Source organism: Glaciecola sp. SC05 (assembly GCF_041380235.1).
GTDB lineage: Bacteria > Pseudomonadota > Gammaproteobacteria > Enterobacterales > Alteromonadaceae > Glaciecola.
In genome coordinates, this window is record NZ_JBGIYY010000002.1 from 202,123 (window position 1) to 224,366 (window position 22,244).

Here is a 22,244-nt window from a genome sequence, read left to right on the forward strand (position 1 = left end):
GATGCGATTTAAGTTTAGTAGGATAGGAATTAAGCACACTTTCAAAGAAAATGTACTTGAATCAGCAGTGGAGAAACGCAGAGTATCCTGATTTAGGCTTGCTTATCCGCCTGTGTAGGCTGGCCCCGTCCAAGAATCGCCAGAGATTCTTCTGCAAACCCAAGACCAGCATCAGTAAAGAAGTTGAATACTTGGTCGACACCGCTGTCTAAAAGTGGCTGTACCTCATCTTCGTAGCGGGCAATGGCTGCAACTTTACCATTGAACTTCGCGCTTCGCAGTTGGCAAGTTATATTAGAAGAGTCTTCAATAGATGGCAGCGCCAGTAACACAAGCTTAATATTTGAGATGTCTAAGTTCTCCCAGAGATCAATATTCTCTCCGTCGCCAACAATGGCGTTGTAACCGTCTTTATTCAGTCTGTTAATTTTATCTTGGTCAGCATCCATTCCACAGACTGCGCTTCCTATATCTTTTGATAGCGCACTAAAAGCGCCTTTTCCTACTCTGCCCATACCGATAACCAACACATCTACGTTATTAAAACTGGGGTATACATCTTCGGCGAGTGCACGAGGTTTCTGAAATTTCTTTAAGGGCTCTTTGATGAGAATATATTGATTATGCGATTGTTTATAAAGGATGCTGGTAAGCACAAACGAAAATGACACACTCATTGCGATAATAACTAACCACTGTTCGCTGATCATTCCAACACTTACCGCCACCGCTGCTACTATGAGTCCGAATTCACTGTAATTAGACAGTATAAGGCTTGCTAAATACGAGGTCCGAGCGCGCAGTCTGAGCTGGGTAAATAATGCAAAAAACATCATAAACTTTAAAGGAATAAGTAAGGTTAGCAACAACGCAATCAAGGTCATTTCTAAATCGGGAAGGGCGGTTAAACCGATTGATAAGAAAAACCCAATCAAGAAAAGGTCTTTAAAACTTAACAACGATTTTGCTAGTTCTGAAGATTTAGATGTACCGGCTAACAAAATCCCAAAGACTAGTGCTCCTAAGTCGCCTTTCACGCCAACAAGTTCGAATAATTGATACCCGCCTAAAGCGAACACTAAACCGCTCAGCGGGAGCAGTTCGCCGTGCCCAGCTTCCGACAGTAGTTTTTTCAACAATGGGGCCAAAGGAATAAGCGCGAACAAGGCAAGTGCATAAATCGACGGAACCTTACCCGTTGCAAATACTAGGAATAACACTGCGAATATGTCTTGCATGATTAAAATGCCAATCGCAATTTTTCCATGTCTTGTGCGAATTTCACCGCTTTCTTCTAATAGTTTAACCACACACACGGTCGAGCTAAAGCTAAACGCGAAGCCAATTAAGGCCAGTTGCATAAAGCTCAACTCTGTAAAATGGGCAAGCGGAATAAGCGCCAATAAAAATAAAAGCCCAACACAACATAAAATCCAAACGGCGCTATGCGCAACGCTTGCAAACCATATCTCAGGTTTAATCAAATCCTTTAAGTTTAGTTTTAATCCGATAGTAAAGAGCATCACGGTGATACCCAAATCGGCGATTGTGCTTATGGCAGGGTTAGATGAAAACCCCATCGCATTGAGGATAAACCCTGCAACAAGGTAACCAATTAGCGGGGGTAAGCTAACCAGCTTGCAAGCAAACCCGCAAATAAAGGCAATCAGAAGTAAAAGAAATTCCATCTTTACTTAGGTGTTCCTATAATTTTGATTGCTAGAACAATAACTTAAATAGTATCTAAAGCGCAATCTTATTGACTAAGTAATTCCATATCGGACGCAGTCAACGAACCTTTAAATGCCGTTACAAACCTATTAGCATAATGTTTGGGCACTTGTTCCATTTTTTCAATTGCGCGCAGGGTGGCTAACTTGCAGTTTAGTTTGGCAGCGATACAGCTCAAAGGTATGCCACGTTTTGCGATTAGTCGTATAAAAGCTCGTCCGGTCATCATCTACTCCTCACATACTATAAATAATGTAATAACAAATGGATACCGAAGTGTTGCGCACTGCAATTGACCTCAGGCCTAACAATCTAGCAAACAAACGTCTTTTCAGGCGCGTTTTATTTATACTTGGGTATACACGGTAGACGTTTATCTTTCGTGTATGAAGTGATGGCAATCATCGTAAGTAACTTTTGTGCATTCAACCATGGGCATATGTCCAATGTTTGGATATATGTCTGCTTGGCATCCACTGAGTGTAGCCCATAATTTAGAATCTGCTACTGGCAGCAGTTGGTCTTTTTCACCCCAAATGATTTTTAGCCTGCTTGCGTCGACTTCAAAGGGCGTATCAAAAAACTCATCCATATTGAAAAAGTCCCTGAACATATGTGCGAATTGTTTATATTTTTGAACATAATTTACTTCGCCTACATAGTGCAAGACTGAAGGCGGTGCGAAGGGCGGTCTTGCCATTGATTTATTGTAGAAAGCAAAAAAATCTGCCACCTCGGGAATTAAAAATGGATTCATATTTTTTTCTGCTCTTTGCATTGCAAACTCAGACTTAACTCCAGCGGGGTCGAGAAGCACTGCCTTAGCCAAGCGCTCACCGTCTTGCAGTAGCAAGCGCATAGCAATCATGCCCCCCATTGAGTTACCAATCACCGAATATTGCGTGATCTTTAACTGTGATAGCAACTTCATCAGCATCGCTGTTTGCGCCAGGGTCGAATAAGACTGCTCAACAGAGTAGGGTGTATCGCCATGTCCTAACATGTCTGGAATAACGAGGTTGTAGTCGTCTTTTGCCTGCATAGCAAAACGGTGCCAGATGGATTTGTCTGCGCTAAAGCCATGCAGTAACAATAAGGTCGGTTTGTCTTGCTTGAACTCGTTACTGCGATAAAGTGTGATGGGTACATCATCAACAACAACGATTTCGTTATGCAACTTTGCTCGTTTGCGTTCTAAGTTCATAAACTGCGTATAAAGAAACTTCCCCAGTACTTTCGAACGTGAAATAAATAACACATACATTGAAACGATGATCAGTATTAATATTAGATTCATAAATTGTGCTCCTTTAATAAATGGTGAGCAGATTTAAAGCGTTTGCACAACTTTCTGAATGTAAAACTAAAGCCCGGAAACATTGCAATGACTTTCCCAGACGCGTTTTGATACCAGGATTGACACCCGCCATAATGCCAAACGGTCTTTGTCATTTCAGAATGCACCATTTTCGTGTATTCATCCTCAGCATATTCTGTGGGCTCGATACTTAGGTGCGGATTGTTCTTTATTTTTTCCAAGCAGATATTGATGTAGCGTATTTGTGACTCAATTACAAAAATTGCACTGGTATGCCCAATACCCGTATTCGGACCTGTAACGACAAAGAAATTCGGGAAATTTGGGATGCTTGTGCCTAAATATGCGCGAGGGTAATCGCGCCACTGGTCCTTTAAGGCAATATTATTTCTGCCAATCACCGAATATGAGATCATACTGTCGGCCGCATCAAATCCTGTCGCGTATACGATTAAGTCTACATCAACTTGTTCACCTTGGTTTGTAAGAATGCCGTGTTCGTTGATTGCTTGGATACCGTTATCTTTGTTGTGCAGAGTGACCTTGTGCTTTTGCAGTGCAGGATAGTACGTGTTAGACATTAAGATGCGTTTGCAGCCAATCATGAAATTGGGCGTCAGGGTGTTTCGTAGTGTGTCATCTTTGATCTGCTTCTTTAAATGTCGAATAGCAGGTATCTGAGCTAGGACCTTTAGGAGTGCTTTAGAGTATTTAAAAGCAAGCACTCTGAGTTCATGATGCACATATATCGACCACTTCAATGCGCCATATAACCATTTATTCGTCAGCAAGGGTTTTACCCATTTGGCAAAACTAAAATCGATACGAGGTAATATCCAATGTGGCGTGCGCTGAAATACGTGTAACTCATCGACTTCTTCAACAATGGCAGGGATGATTTGTATTGCACTTGCACCTGAGCCAACAATCGCTACCTTTTTACCTTTGATTGATAAATCTTTGGGCCAATCATTACAATGAAAACTCAGGCCGCTAAACGTGTCTTTGCCCTGAAAGTTTGGAACAACGGGCGTACTCAGTGGCCCTGTTGCGTTAATAACCGTGCGGGCAGTCAAAACGTTCCCATTGCTCAAGGTCAACCGCCAATGATCATTCACCCAACGGGATTCGAGCACCTCTGAATTGAGTAAGATTTTTTCATTGAGTTCATGTTTATCGATTAAATGCAGTGTATAGGCCTCAAGTTCAGCTTGTTTAGCATAGAGACGCGACCATGGATAAGGCTCATTTTCAAAACTGTATAGCGGAGACGGCACATCTACAGCTGCACCAGGATAACGATTTTGACGCCATGTACCGCCGCAAAAGCTTCGCCTTTCAAGCATGACAAAATCATTAATGTGTAATTTTTTGAGGTTAATGGCTGCGCTTAAACCGCCAAATCCAGTGCCTATTATGATCGTTGAATACATCGGTTCAATCTTTTTCAATTTGCTGCCTGTTTAACGTAATGGTGTTGGCTTGCAATTTAACAAGCTCAATATGCGATTTAAGCTTATACGCGTCTTGTCAGATAAATCTCAATTTAATATTAGGCGTTATCTATAACGTTAGGCTTTACACTTAATAGTAATTTTACGACCGATCTTATAATTTTATGGCCTGTTAATATTATTACTTTGCTTTTAACTATAATCTCTAAAAATTACGACAAGTGCACAGCTCTCTGAGCTTGTTAGTAAAAGCAGTAATATGATGCAAATGCCTAAAATCACTGATAATGTTAAGTCAATTTAGCAGGTAAATGCATGTAGGGGTCACATATGAATGAAATTCCAGAAGGGTATAAGCCCTTATTCAGAAGCAGTCCTTTTCTCGATCTCATTGGGCCCATATATAATAAAAAACTTGGAACCGACCTCATCGTTGGTATGCGCATAGAGGCCAAGCACTGCAACAAAAGAGGCACTGTGCACGGCGGTATGCTAAGTACACTGGCAGATATAGCATTAGGCTACAGCACAGCATTTTCTCAGGGTGAACCGGTTCCGCTTGCAACTGCGAGTCTAACCATCGATTTCTCAGGTGCGGCTCATATAGGCGACTGGGTCGAAATTAAGACCGACGTACAGAAGCTAGGACAGAGCCTAGCCTTTGCCAATTGCTATTTTGATGTTAATGATACGCGTATTGCTAGAGCTAGTGCCGTATTTAGCGTTGTGAGAGCGTAATAATTATTTATTCTACACAGGCACAGTAAAAGTCGATTAGCTAATAAACACATTTACTATGCCTATCAAAAGATTAAACATGAAAATCAAAAAGCGCTTATACAAAATTCAGCATAAGTAGTTTGAACAACTGTTTTTTTGCAAGCGACCATAATAAATAAAATCACAAAACCGTAACTGCTGAATTATCTACCACAAAGCCAACTCAAATAAATTTTCCGCAAGGGGAGTCGTTCATATTTGTAAGCGTGAGACTTTTCTGATTCAGCCTTAAAATCTTTATTTAAATGACCAGCAAAAAAGGAGCCTGTGGATTACTTGTGCGCAATATCCTATTTAACATAATATACATTATACGCAATTATATAATATGTGGATAAAATAAGGGCAATATAATCAATTAGTTAAAGATTTATCCCCAGGCGCACATTACGAACGCCTAGAATTTTACTTTTGAGTTTAAAGTATTAAGCGCGTTGATGTGCCGATGAATTGCCAAATTGTTGGTGATTCGTAACGTGGTATGAATGCTGACTAAGCTTCCAGCATCTGAAACATTAAACCTGAGTTGGGCATCCGCAAACTAAAAACGCATAGTATTTTAAAGCACGCAAAATGCGTATATAGACTATCCTTAGCAGAAGTTAGGCTGGAAAGAATTAATTTTCTGGCTGAGTGGCAAACGTCAGATCATACGTTTTGCTTTTGAGCAAAAATTTGATAGGCTTACCAACAAGCATAACCAACGATGTGAGGACGACCTCACCGCTCTATTTTCTCTGGGGACGACCCCTATTAAAGTAGAGTACAAAAATGTATTGGTTTATATTATTAATAGCGGGAATACTAGAAGCTGGCTGGTTAGTTGGCATTCAAAAATCGGAATCATTTTCAAATATCCCTTATGTATTTTTAGCCATTGTTTCTATGGCGCTCAGTCTCTTGTTATTTTCAATCTCTTTAAAAGAAATACCTGTTAGTCATGCTTATCTAGTATGGCTTGCTGTAGGTGTCTCTACCATATCAGTTATTAATCATTACTTTTTTGATCAACCATTATCACTACAGCATATATTATGTTTTGCCCTAATATTTGTTGGCATAGTGGGTCTAAAAATATCTAGTTAACACAAATAATCAATGGCGGAAATTATTATGTCTGGTGAAAAAAACTTAAAAAAACTCATTGCATCTATGACACCCATTCTGACTGAAAACGAATATGTATTTGGAACGCTCGATGCTTATAGCGCAGAAGTTTTAGCTGTGTTAAATCCCATTAGTACATTTCAAGAAAAAGAAGGTTTGACAGTTGTTGTGCAAAAAGAAATTGCTGAAGCTCATAATTTGGCTTTCTCAGGCGTATTTAGATGCATTACGCTAAGAGTACACTCTAGCCTTGATGCTGTTGGTTTGACTGCGGCGGTAGCAACGAAGCTCACCCAAGCCAATATCAGCGCTAATGTAATAGCCGCGTACTACCACGACCATGTGTTTATTGCATCGACAGATGCTGAAACAGCATTGTCAAAGCTTAAAGAGCTAGCATGTGAAGGCAGCGATATTTAAGGTCTTATATCTAGAGCTTGTATCAGCATTGACAAAATTAGCTATAAACCAGACTCAGCAGTGCGCTTTTAAATTTACCTCAACATTTTAATTCAACTCGATATCGATTCAGCCGATAAGTAACATGGGGATAAATTCGAAACGGTTATGACAGTGTCTGAGTTATGCACAACATAAGATCTAGATGTGGTTTTACACTTATTGAACTGATTATCGTGATCGTGATTATTGGTATAATCGCGGTTGTGGCAGCGCCTCGGTTTATCGATATTTCCTCAGATGCTAAAGTCGCAAGTATTAACGCAATTGCAAGCCAGATGCATGCTACAGCAGCCTTGGCGCAAAATAAGGCTCGTGTTAACGGTTTACGTCCGGTAACTTCCAACCCGGGTAGTGGTCAAGCTAACTATATTGTCGATTTTGGATTTGGCTCTGCTGAGGTCGATTTTAGAAATTTGTGCCCTGAAAGCGTCGCTGAGCTTGGGTCTCGACTTCAAATGCTTGATTTTATCGACATCTCAATTGACGATAAGCTACAAACACGCGTCAACAATCAATATACCCTTGTAGGCTATGAAGTGCCAGCAAGTGGCACACCAACAACCCAAGGTTGTTACGTCATCTATGATTCATTTGGACGTCCAAACTGCACCATAACAGCGGTTACCGTCGACTGTTAATCGCATCTTTTTTCAGCATTTACTCTCAGCGTGGCGAAATCAATAAGCGAGTTTATTTGACGATTCAGTGCAAAGTTTGGTACCTATCAAGCAGGCATTGCTTTTATTAATAGGAACCTTAACTCGCCAAACTAGTCTGTACTTTAACTATCCCATTATTATTAAGAACTTTTGCATCATATCGATATTGCCCAATTTGAGGATCAAGCCCAACTTGAACGTGAACGTCCGTCTACATTTCCTGTTAAAACGAGATGGTTACGGGCTTTTTTGGCACTCTCAGCGCTGCTTCATCTTCTTATTTTAACGGTACTTTTGTTAAGTAAACCGGCGGTGATGACGCAAAAGCCTCTGCAGCAGCCAATCTTACAAAGTTATTTATTTATAAAACCCGCCGCAGTGGAAAACACACTGCCAGTGCCCTCACCTATCACCCAATTGCAGGAAACAGAGCCACCTATTGAAATTTCAGTATCAAAGCCCGCTGAGCTTATTCCAGCTATCGCAAATAAGCTTGAGGAGCCACTATCAATATCTACATTATTAAATACCGCAGAAGCTCCTGAAGCTCTCACGGGCAGTAAAATTGTTGTCACCGAGCCTTCAATGAAAAGACGCATAGATCATGCGGTTCGCAACTATCAATCCAATATCAATGACCAAGCGATTCAAAGAATGGCAGAGCAAGACGCTAAAGAATATCAGCTTAGAAAAAGCTCACCAATTATTGCGCCTCCAAATTTACCAAGCCAAGAAGACAGAGAGGCAATGCTCAGAACCATCGAGCTTGATTGTGCGAACGCAGCAAAGAAAGGTTTGGGTTTTATATCGGGGCTAATGGGTGGGACTATCGAATGTCGCAACAATCCAGATTTTCAGCAATATATTGATAAACACCTTGGTAAAAAAGCCTTGCCAACACAGCAGAGAAATTAGGGTATGTTGATCTTTATTCGTTTATGCCTACACTAGCGTCAGTTGATATTCCTCTTTGTATAATAAAGGAAAGATAATGGAATTAGCATTTATAGGTTTAGGGGCGATGGGCTTCCCAATGGCAGGCCATTTATCAAAAGCGGGTCATACCGTATGCGTATTTAATCGCACTACGGCTAAGTCTTTGGCATGGCAAGAACAACATCCGAGTAGCAAGCATGCAATAAGCCCAGGGCTTGCAGCGCGAAATGCCAAGGTTGTGTTTATGTGTGTAGGCAATGACGACGATGTTAGGTCGGTTGTATATGGTGACAACGGTATATTGAATGCAATGCAGGCGAATTCGATTTTAGTTGATCACACGACTACATCAGCAGAGCTAGCAAAAGAGCTGGCGCTTGCATGTGCACAAAAACATATCAGCTTTGTCGATGCCCCAGTCTCTGGCGGTCAAGCGGGCGCTGAAAACGGCAAGTTAACCGTCATGTGCGGCGGTGGCGAGGAAACTTACCAAACACTCATCCCTTTATTTGATTGCTTTGCCCAAAAACATGCACTAATGGGCACGGTTGGCAGTGGTCAACTCACAAAAATGGTCAATCAAATCTGTATCGCTGGTGTGGTTCAAGGCTTATCAGAGGCAATCCATTTTGCCACGAATGCTGGTTTAGATACTGAGCAAGTCATTGACGTTATCAGTAAGGGCGCCGCTCAGTCATGGCAGATGGAAAATCGCTCCCATACCATGGCTAAAAATGAATTTAACTTTGGGTTCGCCGTTGATTGGATGCGCAAAGACTTAGGTATTGTGCTTAACGAAGCAAAACGAAATCAAAGCACCCTGCCAATAACGGCCTTGGTTGATCAGTTTTATGCGCAAGTGCAAAAACATGGCGGTGGCAGAATGGACACGTCTAGCTTAATCACGCTGCTGCAGAAGTAAATCTTTAAGGCTATTTTATCGACGCGACAAAAGCCGGTCTAAATGATCGGCAAATACCTTACGGTCTTTCGTGGTTAATGGCGGTGGACCGCCACTTTGAATGCCGCTAGCACGCTTCGTTTCCATAAAATCACGGGTGGTTAAACGCCCTCTTATGGTTTGCTTATCAAACAGTTCACCTCGAGACGAAAGCGCATTACCGCCCTTCTCTATTATTTCTGCTGCCAGCGGAATATCTGATGTGATCACTAAATCACCTGCATCGCATCGCCGCACCACTTCATGATCAGCTACATCAAATCCAGATGGTACCTGAACACTCTTTAAATAGGGTGATGGCGGCACCTGTATATAATGATTTGCAATAAATAGCGTTTCAACTTGTGTGCGCTGTGCCGCTTTACACAAGATTTCTTTTATCACGACTGGACACGCGTCTGCATCGACAATTATTTTCATTTATTCATCATTTTCAATGGGTTAATTAGTGCAAAAAAGGCCTACAGCAATAAACCGAGTAACACGTAGCTGACCAAAGCCAGCATACTCGATACCGCAAAACTGAGTACGGCGCCCTCTTTTACCATTTCGCGTATCTCGATCTCACCTGTGCCATATGCAATTGCATTAGGCGCCGTGGCGACCGGTAACATGAATGCACAGCTAGCAGCCATCGCCGCAGGCACCATGAATATGGCAGGGTCGACGCCATAATTAATGCCTACTAAATATAATATCGGCATAAGCAGCGTGGCCGTTGCCACATTACTGGTGATTTCAGTTAAGTAGGTCACCGTTAAACATAGTAATAACAAAGTAATCAATAGCGGAAATTCAGTAAAAGCGCTTAGTCCATCGCCAATTAACTGACTCAAGCCTGACGCAGTAAATCCTTTTGCTAGCGCAATACCGCCTGCAAATAACAATAGCATACCCCAAGGGATATCAACCGCGGTTTTCCAGTCTAATAGACGTTCGCCTTTACCATTAGGCACCATAAACATGATTATAACTGCGGCTAAGGCAACTGTGCTGTCTCCGGCCATAGGAATATCAAATAAATCACTCCAACCCCCGAAGGGTTCGTTACGCGTAATCCATGCAAGCACCGCCAAACCGAACACGAGTAGAGTTCGCACTTCTTCAACTTGCCAATGGCCCAGCACTGGCAAATCAATCTGTAGCGGACCTTTTAAACGTCGAATTAGCCACAATGCCATCATTGGGATAGCAATAACGACCACTGGAATACCTACCATCATCCACGTCACAAAACTAAATTCATTACCCGTTTGCTGTTCGTATAAGCCGGCAAATATCACATTTGGCGGGGTACCAATTAGGGTACCTAAACCGCCCACGCTAGCTGAATAGGCAATGCCTAATATCATCGCCACTTTAAGCGTGCGCTCTTGAATTTGCGACAATACGGCTAAGGCGATGGGCAACATGATTAATATAGTAGCGGTATTGGAAATCCACATACTAAGTGCGGCCGTTGCCAGCATAAAGCCAAACACTAGGCGCTTTTTACTATGTGCACCAATGGCATTGACCATCATTAGGGCAAGCCGTTTGTGTACCCCTGCTCTTTCTAGCGTTTTAGAGAGCATAAATGCCCCCATAAGCAACAGGATCACATGGCTACCAAAGGCACTGCTTACTTCTCGATGGCTCAAAATACCGAATAGAGGTAACAATGCAAAAGGCAGTAGAGAGGTAATAGGGATTGGCAGCGCCTCACTTACCCACCAAATAACCGTCAACACCGTTATCCCAGCAGTTATCGCAGCGTCTTGCTGAAACCCAAATGCCGCTATACATAAGTAGTAAGTTGCAAAGGCAAATAACGGGCCTATTACCAAGAATCGGTTGGTATTTGTCATTATTATTATTACCTAAAGTCTTTACTTAAATTGCAGCTAAGTCACTTTTAAAATAGCAAGTCATTATAGTTGCTAACATCAATAGCAAACATTAAAGTTTGCGCATAATTCAGAATCGTGTCATATTCACCTAGTGTTCATTCTATCTATGGTGCTGTCAATGTTTATAGCGGTTGAAACAGGCGACTTGGTGCATTCTACCGATATGTCGCAAGCCAAATACACACAAGCTATTATGCTATTAAAGGCAGAGCTCAATAAACAAAGTGAAACCTTGCAAACTAGCTTTGAAATTTTTAGAGGTGACGCATTTCAAGTTTTATATAAACACCCCACAGATGCCATGCGTGCAAGCTTGATGACTAAACTTTGGTTGTTATTTGCCATCGACGGCAGCCCGATTGAAATCACTCAGGCCATCGCGTTTGGTCATCAAGACATCAGCAGTCAACGCATCTCAGAAAATATGGGCAATGTGTTTATCGCCTCCGGTAGGCTCCTAGACCAAGTAAAACGCCGACATATCGCCATTAGCCACTGGCAAAATCAAAACGCCATTGACTTAATTCAATCATATTTAAACCATCATTTAACTGGTCTTACCCAAAAGCAGGCAGAAGTGCTTTACTATTACCTTCAAGAAAACTTTCCAGAACAGCAACTGATTGCCGATATACTCGATATCACGCGACAAAACGTTGCGGCTCACTTAAAACGAGGCGGTGCAGATTTGCTAAAACAAACCATTGAGTTTTTTGCCAATGCCAGCGAGGACGCCACAAAATGACTTTATTTCTTCTGCTCTTGCTTGTGCATCTTGTCGCAGACTTCTACTTGCAACGCAAGGCGTGGATTGAAAGTAAAATTAAGTATAAAGAAAAATCCATCGGTTTGTTCAAGCACATATTGACACATTTGGGCCTCAATGCTGTTGTCCTCTATGCATTCTTGGGTATTTCACCCGCCTTTTTTGCTGTCTTAGCTATTATCGTTCTCACTCATTACGCCATCGACATTTGGAAAACCTATCAGGGCTTTTACTTAAAGTCATTTTTGATGGACCAATGCGCCCACATTTTTATATTGGCGCTAGTCAGTGCATATATCGCGCAACCCGACTTACAAAAGTGGCATGGTGTGGCGACTGAGTTTACTGAACTCAAACATTTGATTGTATTGGCCGTATTCCTATTTGCGTGGAAGCCACTGTCGTTAATTATTCAGCTGATCTTATCGCCCTACACCAAAGAAATGCAGCAAAATGATAAAAACCCTGGCTTGCCCTATGCTGGAGAGTGGATTGGTATTTTAGAGCGGTTTTTGGTCATCATCTTTGTAATGCTGGGGCAGTTTGCCGGCATCGGTTTTTTACTTGCTGCAAAAAGCGTCTTTCGCTTTGGCGATATGCGGCGAGAACAGGACCGCAAGCTGACTGAATACATTATGCTGGGCACCCTGTTTAGCGTTACCTTAGCGATCTTGCTTGGTTTGCTGGCGTCTTACGCAATTGGCCTTGTGAGTCCTCAAGTAGCGTCACTTTCGCTTTAAACATCCTATGACGCCTTATTCAGTGAGCGCCGGTTACGCCGACATCGCTCTGAGCAGTATTTAATTTCGGGCCAGTTACGCTCCCACTTTTTTCGCCACGAGAATGCTAACTGGCACACAGGACATACTTTTTCAGGTAGTTCAGACTTCTTCATTATTCGCTAAATTTTCAAAAAACAGTTTGGCATCTTGCTCTATATGCTCGACACGCTTTGCATCCATCTTCTCAAGAGTGCGATATATCATCGCCATGCGCGGGTTCTTTTGCAATATGCCTTTATGGCGGATCAAAAAGTCCCAGTACAAATAATTGAACGGACACGCTTGATGCCCTACTTTTTCCTTAACACTATAGGCACAATTTTGGCAGTAGTTCGACATTTTGTTGATGTATGCACCGCTTGCTGCATAGGGTTTACTGGCAAGCATGCCGCCATCAGTAAATAAAATCATACCGCTGACATTGGGCAGTTCTACCCATTCATAAGCATCCGCATATACAATCAAATACCACTCATTGACTTGCTCCGGATCTAAGCCAGCAAGCAGCGCAAAGTTACCCAGCACCATTAAGCGTTGAATATGATGGGCGTAAGCATTTTCTTTCGTTTCTTTCACGCACTGCTGTAAGCAATTCATCTTGGTTTTGCCGCCCCAGTATAAATCGGGCAAATCACGCTTGGCATGCAAGTGATTTTTTTGCTTATAGTCAGGCATTAAATGCCAATAAAACCCACGGATGTATTCGCGCCAGCCAATTATTTGGCGAATAAAGCCCTCTACCGAGTTCAGCGGTGCCTGACCGGAAATGTAGGCCTGCTCAGCCGCATCTACACATTCTTGAGCGGATAACGAACCGGTGTTAATGTAAAAGCTGACATGAGAGTGATACATCCATGGTTCGCCCTCTACCATCGCATCTTGATACTGTCCGAAATTTTCCAAACGATGCTCGATAAACTCCGCTAATACTTGCTGCGCTTGTTCACGAGTTACCGCGTAGTGAAAATTACCAATATCACCAAAATGGTCGGCAAAGGTATCCTCAACCAATGCAATTACTTCTTTGGTTATGTTGTCGGGTGCAAAGCTTGTCGGTTTTGGTATATTTAAATCTTTTGGGGCCTTTTCTCGGTTTTGACTATCATAGTTCCATTTGCCGCCAGTGGGCTCTTTGCCTTCCATTAACACTCGATGCGCTCGACGCATCTCTCTATAAAAAAACTCCATACGCAACTGCTTGCGTCCCTCAGCCCAATCTGAAAAGAACGAAAGTGGCGCTAAAAAACGATTGTCTTCGGTAATTTCAAGTTCGACATTAAGTTTGTCTGCCCATGAGCTCATATTCTCATGTAAGCGGTATTCGCCGGCCTGCGCCACAACAACTTGTGTTATTTTGTGCTCTTTTACTGCGTGTTCTACATGGGCATAAAGACTGTCATGATTATTAGGATCGTCATATTGAGTATATTGGAGTTGGTATCCAGCTTCTTTCAGCGCCACGGCAAAATGACGCATAGCCGAAAAAATAAATGCTATTTTCTTTTTATGATGTTTTACGTAAGTGGCTTCTTCTTTTACTTCTGCCATCAGAACGATGTCTTTGCCTTTATCTAAGGCCTGCAAAGAAGACATATTCAAACTGAGTTGGTCACCTAATATTAGGCATAGTCGGGTCATTTCTATCCGCCTTTTATCTTAGCAAAAGCATCAAGTGCTCTTTGCCGCGAGGGCTTAAGCTCAACAATAGGATGAGGATAAGTTTCGCCTAGCTTTACCTTTGCAGCTTTCAGCACGTCCTCGGGCGCTTCCCAAGGTTTGTGAATATACTTTTTTGGCATCTCGCTGAGCTCTGGACAATAAGTTTTCACGTACTCACCTTCTTTATCAAACTTCTCTCCCTGCAAAATAGGATTAAAAATTCTAAAGTAAGGTGATGCATCTGCTCCCGAACCTGCTACCCACTGCCAACCAGCAGAATTGCTCGCCGTATCTGCATCAACTAAACAATCCCAGAACCAACGCTCACCTTCTCGCCAATCAATCAGTAAATTTTTAACTAAGTAGGAGCCAACAATCATACGCACTCGGTTATGCATGTATCCGGTTTGATACAGCTCTCGCATTCCAGCGTCAACAATTGGCACGCCGGTTTGACCTTTTTGCCATGCTTGTAAATCTTGCTCAGATTTACGCCAAGGGAACTGATCAAACTTGCTATTGAAGTTAATATTCTGCATATCATCAAAGTGATACAGCAAATAATAGGAAAATTCTCGCCAGCCAATTTCACTTAGGTATGTATCAACTCCACGACCGCTAACGTCACCTTGAAAGGCGTCGGTTATTGCATACCACACTTGATTAGGAGAAATTTGGCCAAAATGTAAGTAGGGAGATAGCTGTGATGTTCCTCTAACAGCGGGCAAGTTTCGCTGGTCTGAATATTCTTTTATCGCATTGTTAATAAACCAGCTAAGCTTTGCGCCTGCTGCTTTTTCTGAAACCGTCCACATATCGGTTAGCCCGCCGTCCCATGGTATATCAGGAAGCAACTTGAGCGCACTAATTTGCTTTGCTGCGTCATTTGCTACGCTAGGATCAATATTCAAATTGGGCCGCTCTAATGGGTAACGTGGCGCACTTTTTGACAGACAGCCTCTGCGGTAATATGGCGTATATACTTTGTAAGGAGTCTCATCTTTCTTTAGTACTTCCCAAGGCTCCCACAATAACGAGCCGTTAAAGCTCTTTGCGGTAATATCATTGTCATTAAAGTGCTGTTTGACTTGAGCATCGCGGGCTCTTGCCCAAGGTTCATACATGCGGTTCCAGACCACTCGGGTAGCCCCATACTCAGTTACTAGTGATGCCAGTATCGCTTGCGCATTGCCGCGCTTTACAATCAGTTGTTGGTTAAGCGATGCGGCTAAATCTGTTAAAGCATGATGCAACCACCATTTACAGGCACCGCCCATGTCCGCTTTACCGGATATCGTTTCATCAAAAATGTAGACGGGAATGACTTCGCCATTATCACAAGCGGCCTTTAGGGCGGGGTTGTCGTTAATGCGCAGATCTTGTCTGAACCAAACAATGCTTTTTGTCATGTACGAGTTATATCCCTTGTAGTTGTGCATGAAGTGTTAAAACAGAGGCGCAACGCTTTCTTACCTCTGACTTTTTTACTAATAAAGCTGACAAACCGATCGAATTTTATTGTCATTGAGTAAATATAGAAGAACCTTAAACTTGGACGACAAGCATGACAGCAAGCACGATGGGTGTGCATTGGTTTAGACACGACCTAAGAGTCACTGACAATGAAGCACTTTTAAAGCTATCTCAACAGAGCGAACGATTCGTTGGCGTGTATGTCCACAACCCAGATTGGCAGCGACAAGACCAATGGGCTTGCTCTCATATGGGTAAATATCGAGAGGCCTTTATTGCCGATGCGCTTACAGACTTGAAGCAACGGATGCATGCTTTAGGTTCTCAGTTACTAGTGATTGAAGGTGAGCCTGCTCAGCAGGTATTAGCCCTATTAGACGCGCTAAAGGCCACCCATCTTTCTTATGAACTGCATGCTGGCTACAATGAAATAAAAGATGTTCAAAATATCAGGCGGCACCTACAGACACCCGGCAGCGCCAACGTTATCCTGATTGAGGGAACGAGCAATTATCTATATTCGCAAGCTGAACTACCATTTTCGCTGGAGAATATGCCAGATACATTTTCTCCATTTCGACGTAAGGTTGAAAAATATGCCAAGCTCAGGTCGCCTTTGGCGGCCCCCCAAGCTTTCAAGGGATTGGTTAACTCAGCAATTACGCTACCGCAGTACCATTACCCAACAAAAGTGCTTGGCAGTTTAGATACAAACGGCTATCCCAGCGGTGAGTCAGGCGCATTGGCCAGAATCGATGATTACTTTTTAAACTCAGATCGCATCGCCACATATAAAGAAACTCGCAACGGCTTGGATGGTTGGGATTTTTCTAGCCGACTATCTATGTACCTAGCCCACGGATGTATTTCGCCGAGCACTGTCTATAGCAAGATCAAAGAGTATGAATCTGAGCGGGTTGCCAATGATTCAACCTACTGGCTGTTTTTTGAGTTGCTTTGGCGTGAATTCTTTCATCTTCAACACATCAAACATGGAGCGAGGTTTTTTGCGCGCGATGGGATACAGCGTAAACAGCCTACCTCCATGCACGATCAGGTTAAATTTGAACAGTGGTGTGAAGGGCAAACCGGATATGACATCGTTGATGCCTGCATGCGACAGTTAAATGCCACTGGATTTATGTCTAATCGAGGACGTCAATTGGTGGCGAGTTGTTTTGTGCACGAATTAAATTTAGATTGGCGCTATGGGGCCGCTTATTTTGAGCAGCAGTTAATCGACTTTGATGTAGCCAGTAACTATGGTAATTGGCAATATCTCGCTGGAGTAGGCAGTGATCCTAGAGGGCACCGCCAATTTAACCTTCAAAAGCAGACGGAGACTTACGACCCTGAGCGACGGTTTATCAATAAATGGCTCGAGCGCAGGTAGACGGTAGTCAGTGATAGCAGATAAAGCAACAGGTCAAGACCCTACCCCACTTGAGCTTACAAGGTTTAACGTTGTGTGGTTAAAACGTGATTTACGTTTACGAGACCATCAAGCCCTATTTGAGGCGCAACAGTCACCATTACCCTTGCTACTGATTTATATTGTCGAGCCGATTATGCTCAATGATGAACATATGGACGTTAGACACTGGCGGTTTATTCACCAGTCTATTGAAGACATCAACAGACAAATCCAAAGCGCTCAGTCTGAAAATACTAAAGCACACAATATTATTAAGCACGATACATCACGTGTTCTTAAGCATGATTTTGTCACAGTGCTAAACGGCAGCGCGTTAGAAGTGTTTAACGCACTTAAGCTGCTCGGGATGCAGGCAATCTATAGCCATCAAGAGATTGGTCTTGCACAAAGTTTTCAGCGGGATCTGGTGATAAAAACATGGGCTAAAAAGCATAACATTGTTTGGCATGAATATGCCCAAGGGGCCGTTAAACGTCCTCTTGCCCATCGTTTTACTTGGCGTAAGCATTGGCATGAGGTTATGGATAGCGCTACCTTTGACCCGCAGATAGACCAAATGCGTTTTGCCTACTTGCCCTCAGAAAGCCTCAGTGCCTACATGAATGTCATCCCGGATAATTGGATAGAACAGCCCCCTGCTTTTCAAAAAGGTGGCGAAAAACGCGCTTGGCATATTCTTTACGATTTTTTTAAAGAAAGGGGAAAAGGCTACTTCGGTAATATCGGTAAGCCAACTGAGGCACGAAAAACATGCTCTAGATTGTCGCCATACTTAGCTTGGGGAAATGTTAGCATCAGGCAGGTATATCAGTTTAGTCAGCGCTATCAGAACAAAACGGGTTGGAAACGTTCTGTGAATGCTTTCCAGGCTCGCCTTAGCTGGCATTGTCACTTTATTCAAAAGTTTGAGTCTGAGTGTGCAATGGAGCATCGTTCGGTTAATACAGGCTATGAACACTATCAATATTGCTCTGGGGCATTAATGGAGCAAAGACTTCACGCTTGGAAAACTGGAAAAACAGGCGTACCCATAGTTGATGCGTCGATGCGCGCAGTCATACAAACTGGCTATTTAAATTTCCGGATGCGCGCCATGTTAGTGAGTTTTTTGTGCCATCACTTAGATATCGACTGGCGCCTTGGCGTCAGTCATTTAGGCAAACAGTTTTTAGACTTTGAGCCGGGCATACATTACCCGCAGTTTCAGATGCAGGCCGGAGTGACTGGCACCAATACCATTCGACTATATAACCCAATTAAACAATCACAAGACAAAGACCCAGACGGTATCTTTATAAAAAAGTGGGTACCCGAGCTAAGCGCCCTGCCCGCAGAATTAATACATAGCCCTTGGACAGTTCCACCCCTAGAGTCTGCGATGTATGGATTTGATATTCACAGAGACTATTGTTTACCGATTGTAAATGTTGAAGAGGCAGCCAGAGCCGCACGCAAAAAATTATGGGAATTTAGAAAGCGAGATGATGTAAAGCTTGAAGCCAAGCGGATCTTGTATCAACACTCCGTATTAAATTGAGCAAAGGTGTAGTGTAAATTACTTAGCTACTGCTCTGAGGTATCAGAGGCTGACGCTGGCGTAGTAGTGGCTCTGCTCTCCTGCGCTATTCTCTTTTTACGATCTTCATCCTCTAACCACTTGTTTAAAAAACGAATTTGATTATTTCGATATGCGGCATAGGTAATTCTCAGCGCATTGGATAAAATATCACTGTCGGTCCAGTTCGTCTTTTCGACAATCTCTTTGTAATTGTCCATAGCTTCAGGTGAGATATATCCTCTTACCATTTTTTTGCCCAGTAATTTTTGCTTATCGCGATAGCGTTTTTGTTTTTCTGCGTTCGCCTGAAGCTTTTTGTTTCTCATAGGAGAATGCCCTTAACCGAGTTTAATTTAATGTGTGTTATTACAACTAGGGTCTGATCTTCGCTTTATAAACTTAGTGTAGAACAATTACTGTCACCTGTTTACCCTTAATAATCGAATATTTACTGCTTATCTCACGAAAATTGAAAATAATTTATGAAATATCACTGTTCAGAGTTGTTTAGCGTACAAGTGTTCGCTAAATTACACACTGATTTTTAAAATAAGAAACCTTATGTCAGATAAACAACACCAATTCAACCGTGAAGACTTACTTAAATGCAGTACCGGCGAGATGTTTGGACCAGGCAATAGTCAACTACCTGCCCCAAATATGTTAATGATGGATCGAATCAATATGATCACCGAAGAAGGCGGTGAATTCGATAAGGGCTACATCGAAGCTGAACTCGATATCACTCCCGATCTCTGGTTTTTCGCCTGTCATTTCCCGGGTGACCCAGTTATGCCTGGCTGTTTAGGCTTAGATGCAATGTGGCAGCTTGTTGGCTTCTTCCTTGGCTGGACAGGCGGTCCAGGAAAAGGCAGAGCACTTGGGGTTGGCGAGGTTAAGTTTACCGGGCAGATTCTGCCTAGCGCTAAAAAAGTGACTTATCGCATTGACTTTAAGCGCGTTATCAAACGTAAGTTATATATGGGCCTGGCAGATGGTTCAGTAGCCGTAGACGGGCGCGTAATATACACCGCAAAAGATCTTAAAGTAGGCTTGTTTTCCGATACTTCTAAGTTTTAAATCATCAACTATGGGCAAGGCCCTCATCTAATGCTAAAAACAAAAACGCCGAGCAAATATGCTCGGCGTTTTTGTTTAAATTAGTGCTTACCTTGTGTTCAAACCAATCTGGCGATCACCGGTAGCTTCTCTCCAACCGCCCAGCCAGTGAGACCTTGCATCAAATGCGTGAAATGGACAGATTTCTTTTGAACGACCCGTTATACCGGCTTGATAACCTTTTGCATGCGCTCTAGTTAACTTATCTCTTTTTTGTCTTTTCATTGAACACCTCTCTAGTTTGAAAGAAATGACTATTTTTTACTTTGAAAACTAAAATTTATCTAAACATGGAAAGTAATAAATATGTCACATAGGTAGAGATACGCCAGATTCGCGATGAGTTCAACCTACTAAACCCAAATATTTAGGATAAGGTTCATAACTTATTGAAAATAGGTCATTTCATTTTTGGACTGTTTTTGTCTAAAAAACGGGTTTATTATCTTCGTAAGTTATTAAAACAAAAAAGGCCACGGAATACGTGGCCTGTAGCAAAGCACATGATTTTAGGCTTAGCGTTTGATCCGTCTAAACAGGGCCAAACCAGTCAAAAATAGTATGAATATCATACTGTTACTTGCACCTTGACGCACTTCATTTGGGTCTTCTTCACCGTCTACACTGCAATCTGGGGCGTCTGCGCCGTTGGGTGTTAACTTTAATGCCACAACAGCCGTTTCGAGGATTTCATTTCCATCGGCATCTAAAAACGGCTGACCACGCACGTTTTTAGCTGAACGCAGCACCGCAGCATCCGCAACAATCACTCCACTGTCGTTAATACTATTTGCGGCTACTATGCTATACGGAGTATCACAGGGTATAAGAGTGTTTAAATCGATAAATTCATCGGTTTGCGGATTATAAACAAAACCGCCTCTGCGCCTTTGGCTCTGACTAGCATCTATCTCTGCATCACCAACGACGATTCCATCACTATTTATATCCCTAGGAAAAGTAGATGAACTTGCAAAAAAATCATCAGGAAACGTTAAGGTTTCGGTATTCAAATCGTAAGTAAAGAATTTTGCTCGGCCTTGCCCGTTTATGGCTTGTATTTGATAGCCAACTACAATCCCTTGATCATTAATACTAGTGGCAAAATTGGGTAGCAGTGAATCATCATCTAACAGTCGTCTAGTGGTGCCATTTTCAAACACCATTGCTGCCGTAACGCCTTGGTTATTAAACAATACGGTACCAGTACCTACTGCAACACCAGAATTGTTGATTGCTACCGCCTCATTAGTGAAGTTGCGCAGTTCATCTTCGTCAAGTGTAAAGTCAAGATCGTAAGCTGTAGTAGAAACGACTTGCCCTTGCGCATCTAACTGCCAAACAGTTGCTCGGCGCACAAATTGCTCTTGGCTCCTAGTTTTTAATTCGTAAATACAAGCCTCAACAGGAATGGTCAAATCATCACTTGCACAGTTTTCTATTCCACTGGTGATTAAATCTCTTACACCAACAGATGAAACGCCCGCTACCTGCAGATTTTCGTTTATCGCACTGGCACTGCTAAAACCTTCGAGTGTCATATCAAGGGGCAACAAGGGATTAACTTGTCCATCAAACTGCACAAAGCCTCTATTTAAGACATCCGCAATCACTATCGTGAACTCTGTGCCGTCACTGCTCATTACATCTCGTGCAGTAAACAAAGACGAACCATTACCGACGATGTAGGCACCATTTGCTGATCCTGCAACCCGAGTATTCATGCCAAAAGTAAAGCCGTCTGTATTTGTTTGCTCTTCATCAAAACCAAATACATATTGTGCATCGGTGCCATCGGTTTGATATATCACTTGATTGGCAAGCTTTTGACCGAAAGTCGAAAAGCTTACTGCATTTTGGCGATACGTATTAACGATTTGCGCATAGTCATTGTTATTAAACTCGCCTTGAGCAGCGGCGTCAGGGTCGGTAAGTAAAGGGAAGTTCGCCACATCAAACAAAGTCATATCAATGGGCGGACTGAATGGATTAATAAGGGTGGTTAATATAAGGCCCGAGTTGTCGATAGAAGAACCAAATTGGCTCCCCGACAGTTCTGTGACGGGTAATTCTTGCACGTCGTATGCAGTCGCATGCACTACGATTGGTGCAGAGCTTAGCGCTATTACACCTATCCATTGATTCAATTTCATTA

General features: G+C 42.5%; 22 protein-coding genes. 11 read left to right on the forward strand and 11 right to left on the reverse strand.

The window, feature by feature from the left end:
• Window positions 1-92: 92 nt before the first annotated feature.
• The 3 genes from AB9H30_RS02740 to AB9H30_RS02750 all read right to left on the reverse strand — a co-directional run bounded on the left by AB9H30_RS02740 (window position 93) and on the right by AB9H30_RS02750 (window position 4,500).
• Window positions 93-1,688, reverse strand: coding sequence for a cation:proton antiporter (locus AB9H30_RS02740; protein ID WP_371193088.1), 1,596 nt, complete (start codon window positions 1,686-1,688; stop codon window positions 93-95).
• A 416-nt stretch (window positions 1,689-2,104) separates the two neighbouring features.
• Window positions 2,105-3,028, reverse strand: coding sequence for an alpha/beta fold hydrolase (locus AB9H30_RS02745; RefSeq protein WP_371193089.1), 924 nt, complete (start codon window positions 3,026-3,028; stop codon window positions 2,105-2,107).
• Window positions 3,025-4,500: a flavin-containing monooxygenase gene (locus tag AB9H30_RS02750; RefSeq protein WP_371193090.1), complete on the reverse strand. Its 1,476-nt coding sequence runs from the start codon at window positions 4,498-4,500 to the stop codon at window positions 3,025-3,027. The genes AB9H30_RS02745 and AB9H30_RS02750 overlap by 4 nt, the downstream gene beginning before the upstream one ends.
• Window positions 4,501-4,833: 333 nt before the next feature.
• On the opposite strand from AB9H30_RS02750, the gene AB9H30_RS02755 reads away from it, so the two are divergent.
• From AB9H30_RS02755 to AB9H30_RS02780, 6 genes are all read left to right on the forward strand, one after another.
• Window positions 4,834-5,241, forward strand: coding sequence for a PaaI family thioesterase (locus tag AB9H30_RS02755; protein ID WP_371193091.1), 408 nt, complete (start codon window positions 4,834-4,836; stop codon window positions 5,239-5,241).
• An 813-nt stretch (window positions 5,242-6,054) separates the two neighbouring features.
• Window positions 6,055-6,369, forward strand: a complete 315-nt coding sequence (locus AB9H30_RS02760) for a multidrug efflux SMR transporter (protein WP_371193092.1) — start codon at window positions 6,055-6,057, stop codon at window positions 6,367-6,369.
• 27 nt (window positions 6,370-6,396) lie between these two features.
• Window positions 6,397-6,810: an ACT domain-containing protein gene (locus AB9H30_RS02765; RefSeq protein WP_371193093.1), complete on the forward strand. Its 414-nt coding sequence runs from the start codon at window positions 6,397-6,399 to the stop codon at window positions 6,808-6,810.
• A gap of 164 nt (window positions 6,811-6,974) precedes the next feature.
• Window positions 6,975-7,490, forward strand: a complete 516-nt coding sequence (locus AB9H30_RS02770) for a prepilin-type N-terminal cleavage/methylation domain-containing protein (RefSeq protein WP_371193094.1) — start codon at window positions 6,975-6,977, stop codon at window positions 7,488-7,490.
• Between the two features lie 171 nt (window positions 7,491-7,661).
• Entirely contained in the window at window positions 7,662-8,426 is a 765-nt protein-coding gene (locus AB9H30_RS02775; protein WP_371193095.1) for a hypothetical protein, read from the forward strand.
• Between the two features lie 76 nt (window positions 8,427-8,502).
• A complete protein-coding gene (locus AB9H30_RS02780) occupies window positions 8,503-9,369 on the forward strand; it encodes an NAD(P)-dependent oxidoreductase (protein ID WP_371193096.1) in 867 nt (288 codons plus the stop codon).
• A 15-nt stretch (window positions 9,370-9,384) separates the two neighbouring features.
• Here the strand turns inward: AB9H30_RS02780 and AB9H30_RS02785 are convergent, their stop codons facing one another.
• Together AB9H30_RS02785 and AB9H30_RS02790 are read right to left on the reverse strand one after the other, a co-directional pair.
• Complete coding sequence (locus AB9H30_RS02785) at window positions 9,385-9,828, reverse strand: YaiI/YqxD family protein (RefSeq protein WP_371193097.1); 444 nt, start codon at window positions 9,826-9,828, stop codon at window positions 9,385-9,387.
• A 41-nt stretch (window positions 9,829-9,869) separates the two neighbouring features.
• Window positions 9,870-11,258 carry a DASS family sodium-coupled anion symporter gene (locus AB9H30_RS02790; protein WP_371193197.1) on the reverse strand — a complete coding sequence of 463 codons (1,389 nt, stop codon included), beginning with the start codon at window positions 11,256-11,258 and terminating at the stop codon, window positions 9,870-9,872.
• A gap of 157 nt (window positions 11,259-11,415) precedes the next feature.
• On the opposite strand from AB9H30_RS02790, the gene AB9H30_RS02795 reads away from it, so the two are divergent.
• Together AB9H30_RS02795 and AB9H30_RS02800 are read left to right on the forward strand one after the other, a co-directional pair.
• A complete protein-coding gene (locus AB9H30_RS02795) occupies window positions 11,416-12,042 on the forward strand; it encodes a hypothetical protein (protein WP_371193098.1) in 627 nt (208 codons plus the stop codon).
• Window positions 12,039-12,803 (forward strand): DUF3307 domain-containing protein, encoded by a 765-nt coding sequence (locus tag AB9H30_RS02800; protein WP_371193099.1) that lies wholly within the window; start codon window positions 12,039-12,041, stop codon window positions 12,801-12,803. Before AB9H30_RS02795 ends, AB9H30_RS02800 begins: the two co-directional genes overlap by 4 nt.
• Window positions 12,804-12,808: 5 nt before the next feature.
• Here AB9H30_RS02800 and AB9H30_RS02805 read toward each other — a convergent pair whose 3' ends face one another.
• The 3 genes from AB9H30_RS02805 to AB9H30_RS02815 are packed head-to-tail and all read right to left on the reverse strand — an operon-like array spanning window position 12,809 to window position 15,913.
• Window positions 12,809-12,958: a DUF2256 domain-containing protein gene (locus tag AB9H30_RS02805; protein WP_371193100.1), complete on the reverse strand. Its 150-nt coding sequence runs from the start codon at window positions 12,956-12,958 to the stop codon at window positions 12,809-12,811.
• The gene (locus AB9H30_RS02810; protein WP_371193101.1) at window positions 12,945-14,483 is read right to left on the reverse strand and encodes a cryptochrome/photolyase family protein; all 1,539 of its coding nucleotides are present in this window, start codon (window positions 14,481-14,483) and stop codon (window positions 12,945-12,947) included. Before AB9H30_RS02810 ends, AB9H30_RS02805 begins: the two co-directional genes overlap by 14 nt.
• Before the next feature lie 2 nt (window positions 14,484-14,485).
• Window positions 14,486-15,913 (reverse strand): deoxyribodipyrimidine photo-lyase, encoded by a 1,428-nt coding sequence (locus tag AB9H30_RS02815; RefSeq protein WP_371193102.1) that lies wholly within the window; start codon window positions 15,911-15,913, stop codon window positions 14,486-14,488.
• A gap of 155 nt (window positions 15,914-16,068) precedes the next feature.
• Here AB9H30_RS02815 and AB9H30_RS02820 point away from each other — a divergent pair, with 155 nt between their 5' ends.
• Both AB9H30_RS02820 and AB9H30_RS02825 read left to right on the forward strand, forming a co-directional pair.
• Window positions 16,069-17,370: a DASH family cryptochrome gene (locus AB9H30_RS02820; protein ID WP_371193103.1), complete on the forward strand. Its 1,302-nt coding sequence runs from the start codon at window positions 16,069-16,071 to the stop codon at window positions 17,368-17,370.
• 10 nt (window positions 17,371-17,380) lie between these two features.
• Window positions 17,381-18,949, forward strand: a complete 1,569-nt coding sequence (locus AB9H30_RS02825; RefSeq protein WP_371193104.1) for a deoxyribodipyrimidine photo-lyase/cryptochrome family protein — start codon at window positions 17,381-17,383, stop codon at window positions 18,947-18,949.
• Between the two features lie 26 nt (window positions 18,950-18,975).
• Here the strand turns inward: AB9H30_RS02825 and AB9H30_RS02830 are convergent, their stop codons facing one another.
• Window positions 18,976-19,296: a hypothetical protein gene (locus AB9H30_RS02830; protein WP_371193105.1), complete on the reverse strand. Its 321-nt coding sequence runs from the start codon at window positions 19,294-19,296 to the stop codon at window positions 18,976-18,978.
• A 235-nt stretch (window positions 19,297-19,531) separates the two neighbouring features.
• Here AB9H30_RS02830 and fabA point away from each other — a divergent pair, with 235 nt between their 5' ends.
• Window positions 19,532-20,050, forward strand: a complete 519-nt coding sequence (gene fabA, locus AB9H30_RS02835; RefSeq protein WP_371193106.1) for a bifunctional 3-hydroxydecanoyl-ACP dehydratase/trans-2-decenoyl-ACP isomerase — start codon at window positions 19,532-19,534, stop codon at window positions 20,048-20,050.
• An 87-nt stretch (window positions 20,051-20,137) separates the two neighbouring features.
• On the opposite strand, the gene rmf is transcribed toward fabA, so the two are convergent.
• Window positions 20,138-20,314: a ribosome modulation factor gene (gene rmf / locus AB9H30_RS02840; RefSeq protein WP_371193107.1), complete on the reverse strand. Its 177-nt coding sequence runs from the start codon at window positions 20,312-20,314 to the stop codon at window positions 20,138-20,140.
• Window positions 20,315-20,604: 290 nt separating this feature from the next.
• Window positions 20,605-22,242 (reverse strand): DUF3466 family protein, encoded by a 1,638-nt coding sequence (locus tag AB9H30_RS02845; RefSeq protein ID WP_371193108.1) that lies wholly within the window; start codon window positions 22,240-22,242, stop codon window positions 20,605-20,607.
• Window positions 22,243-22,244: the final 2 nt, after the last annotated feature.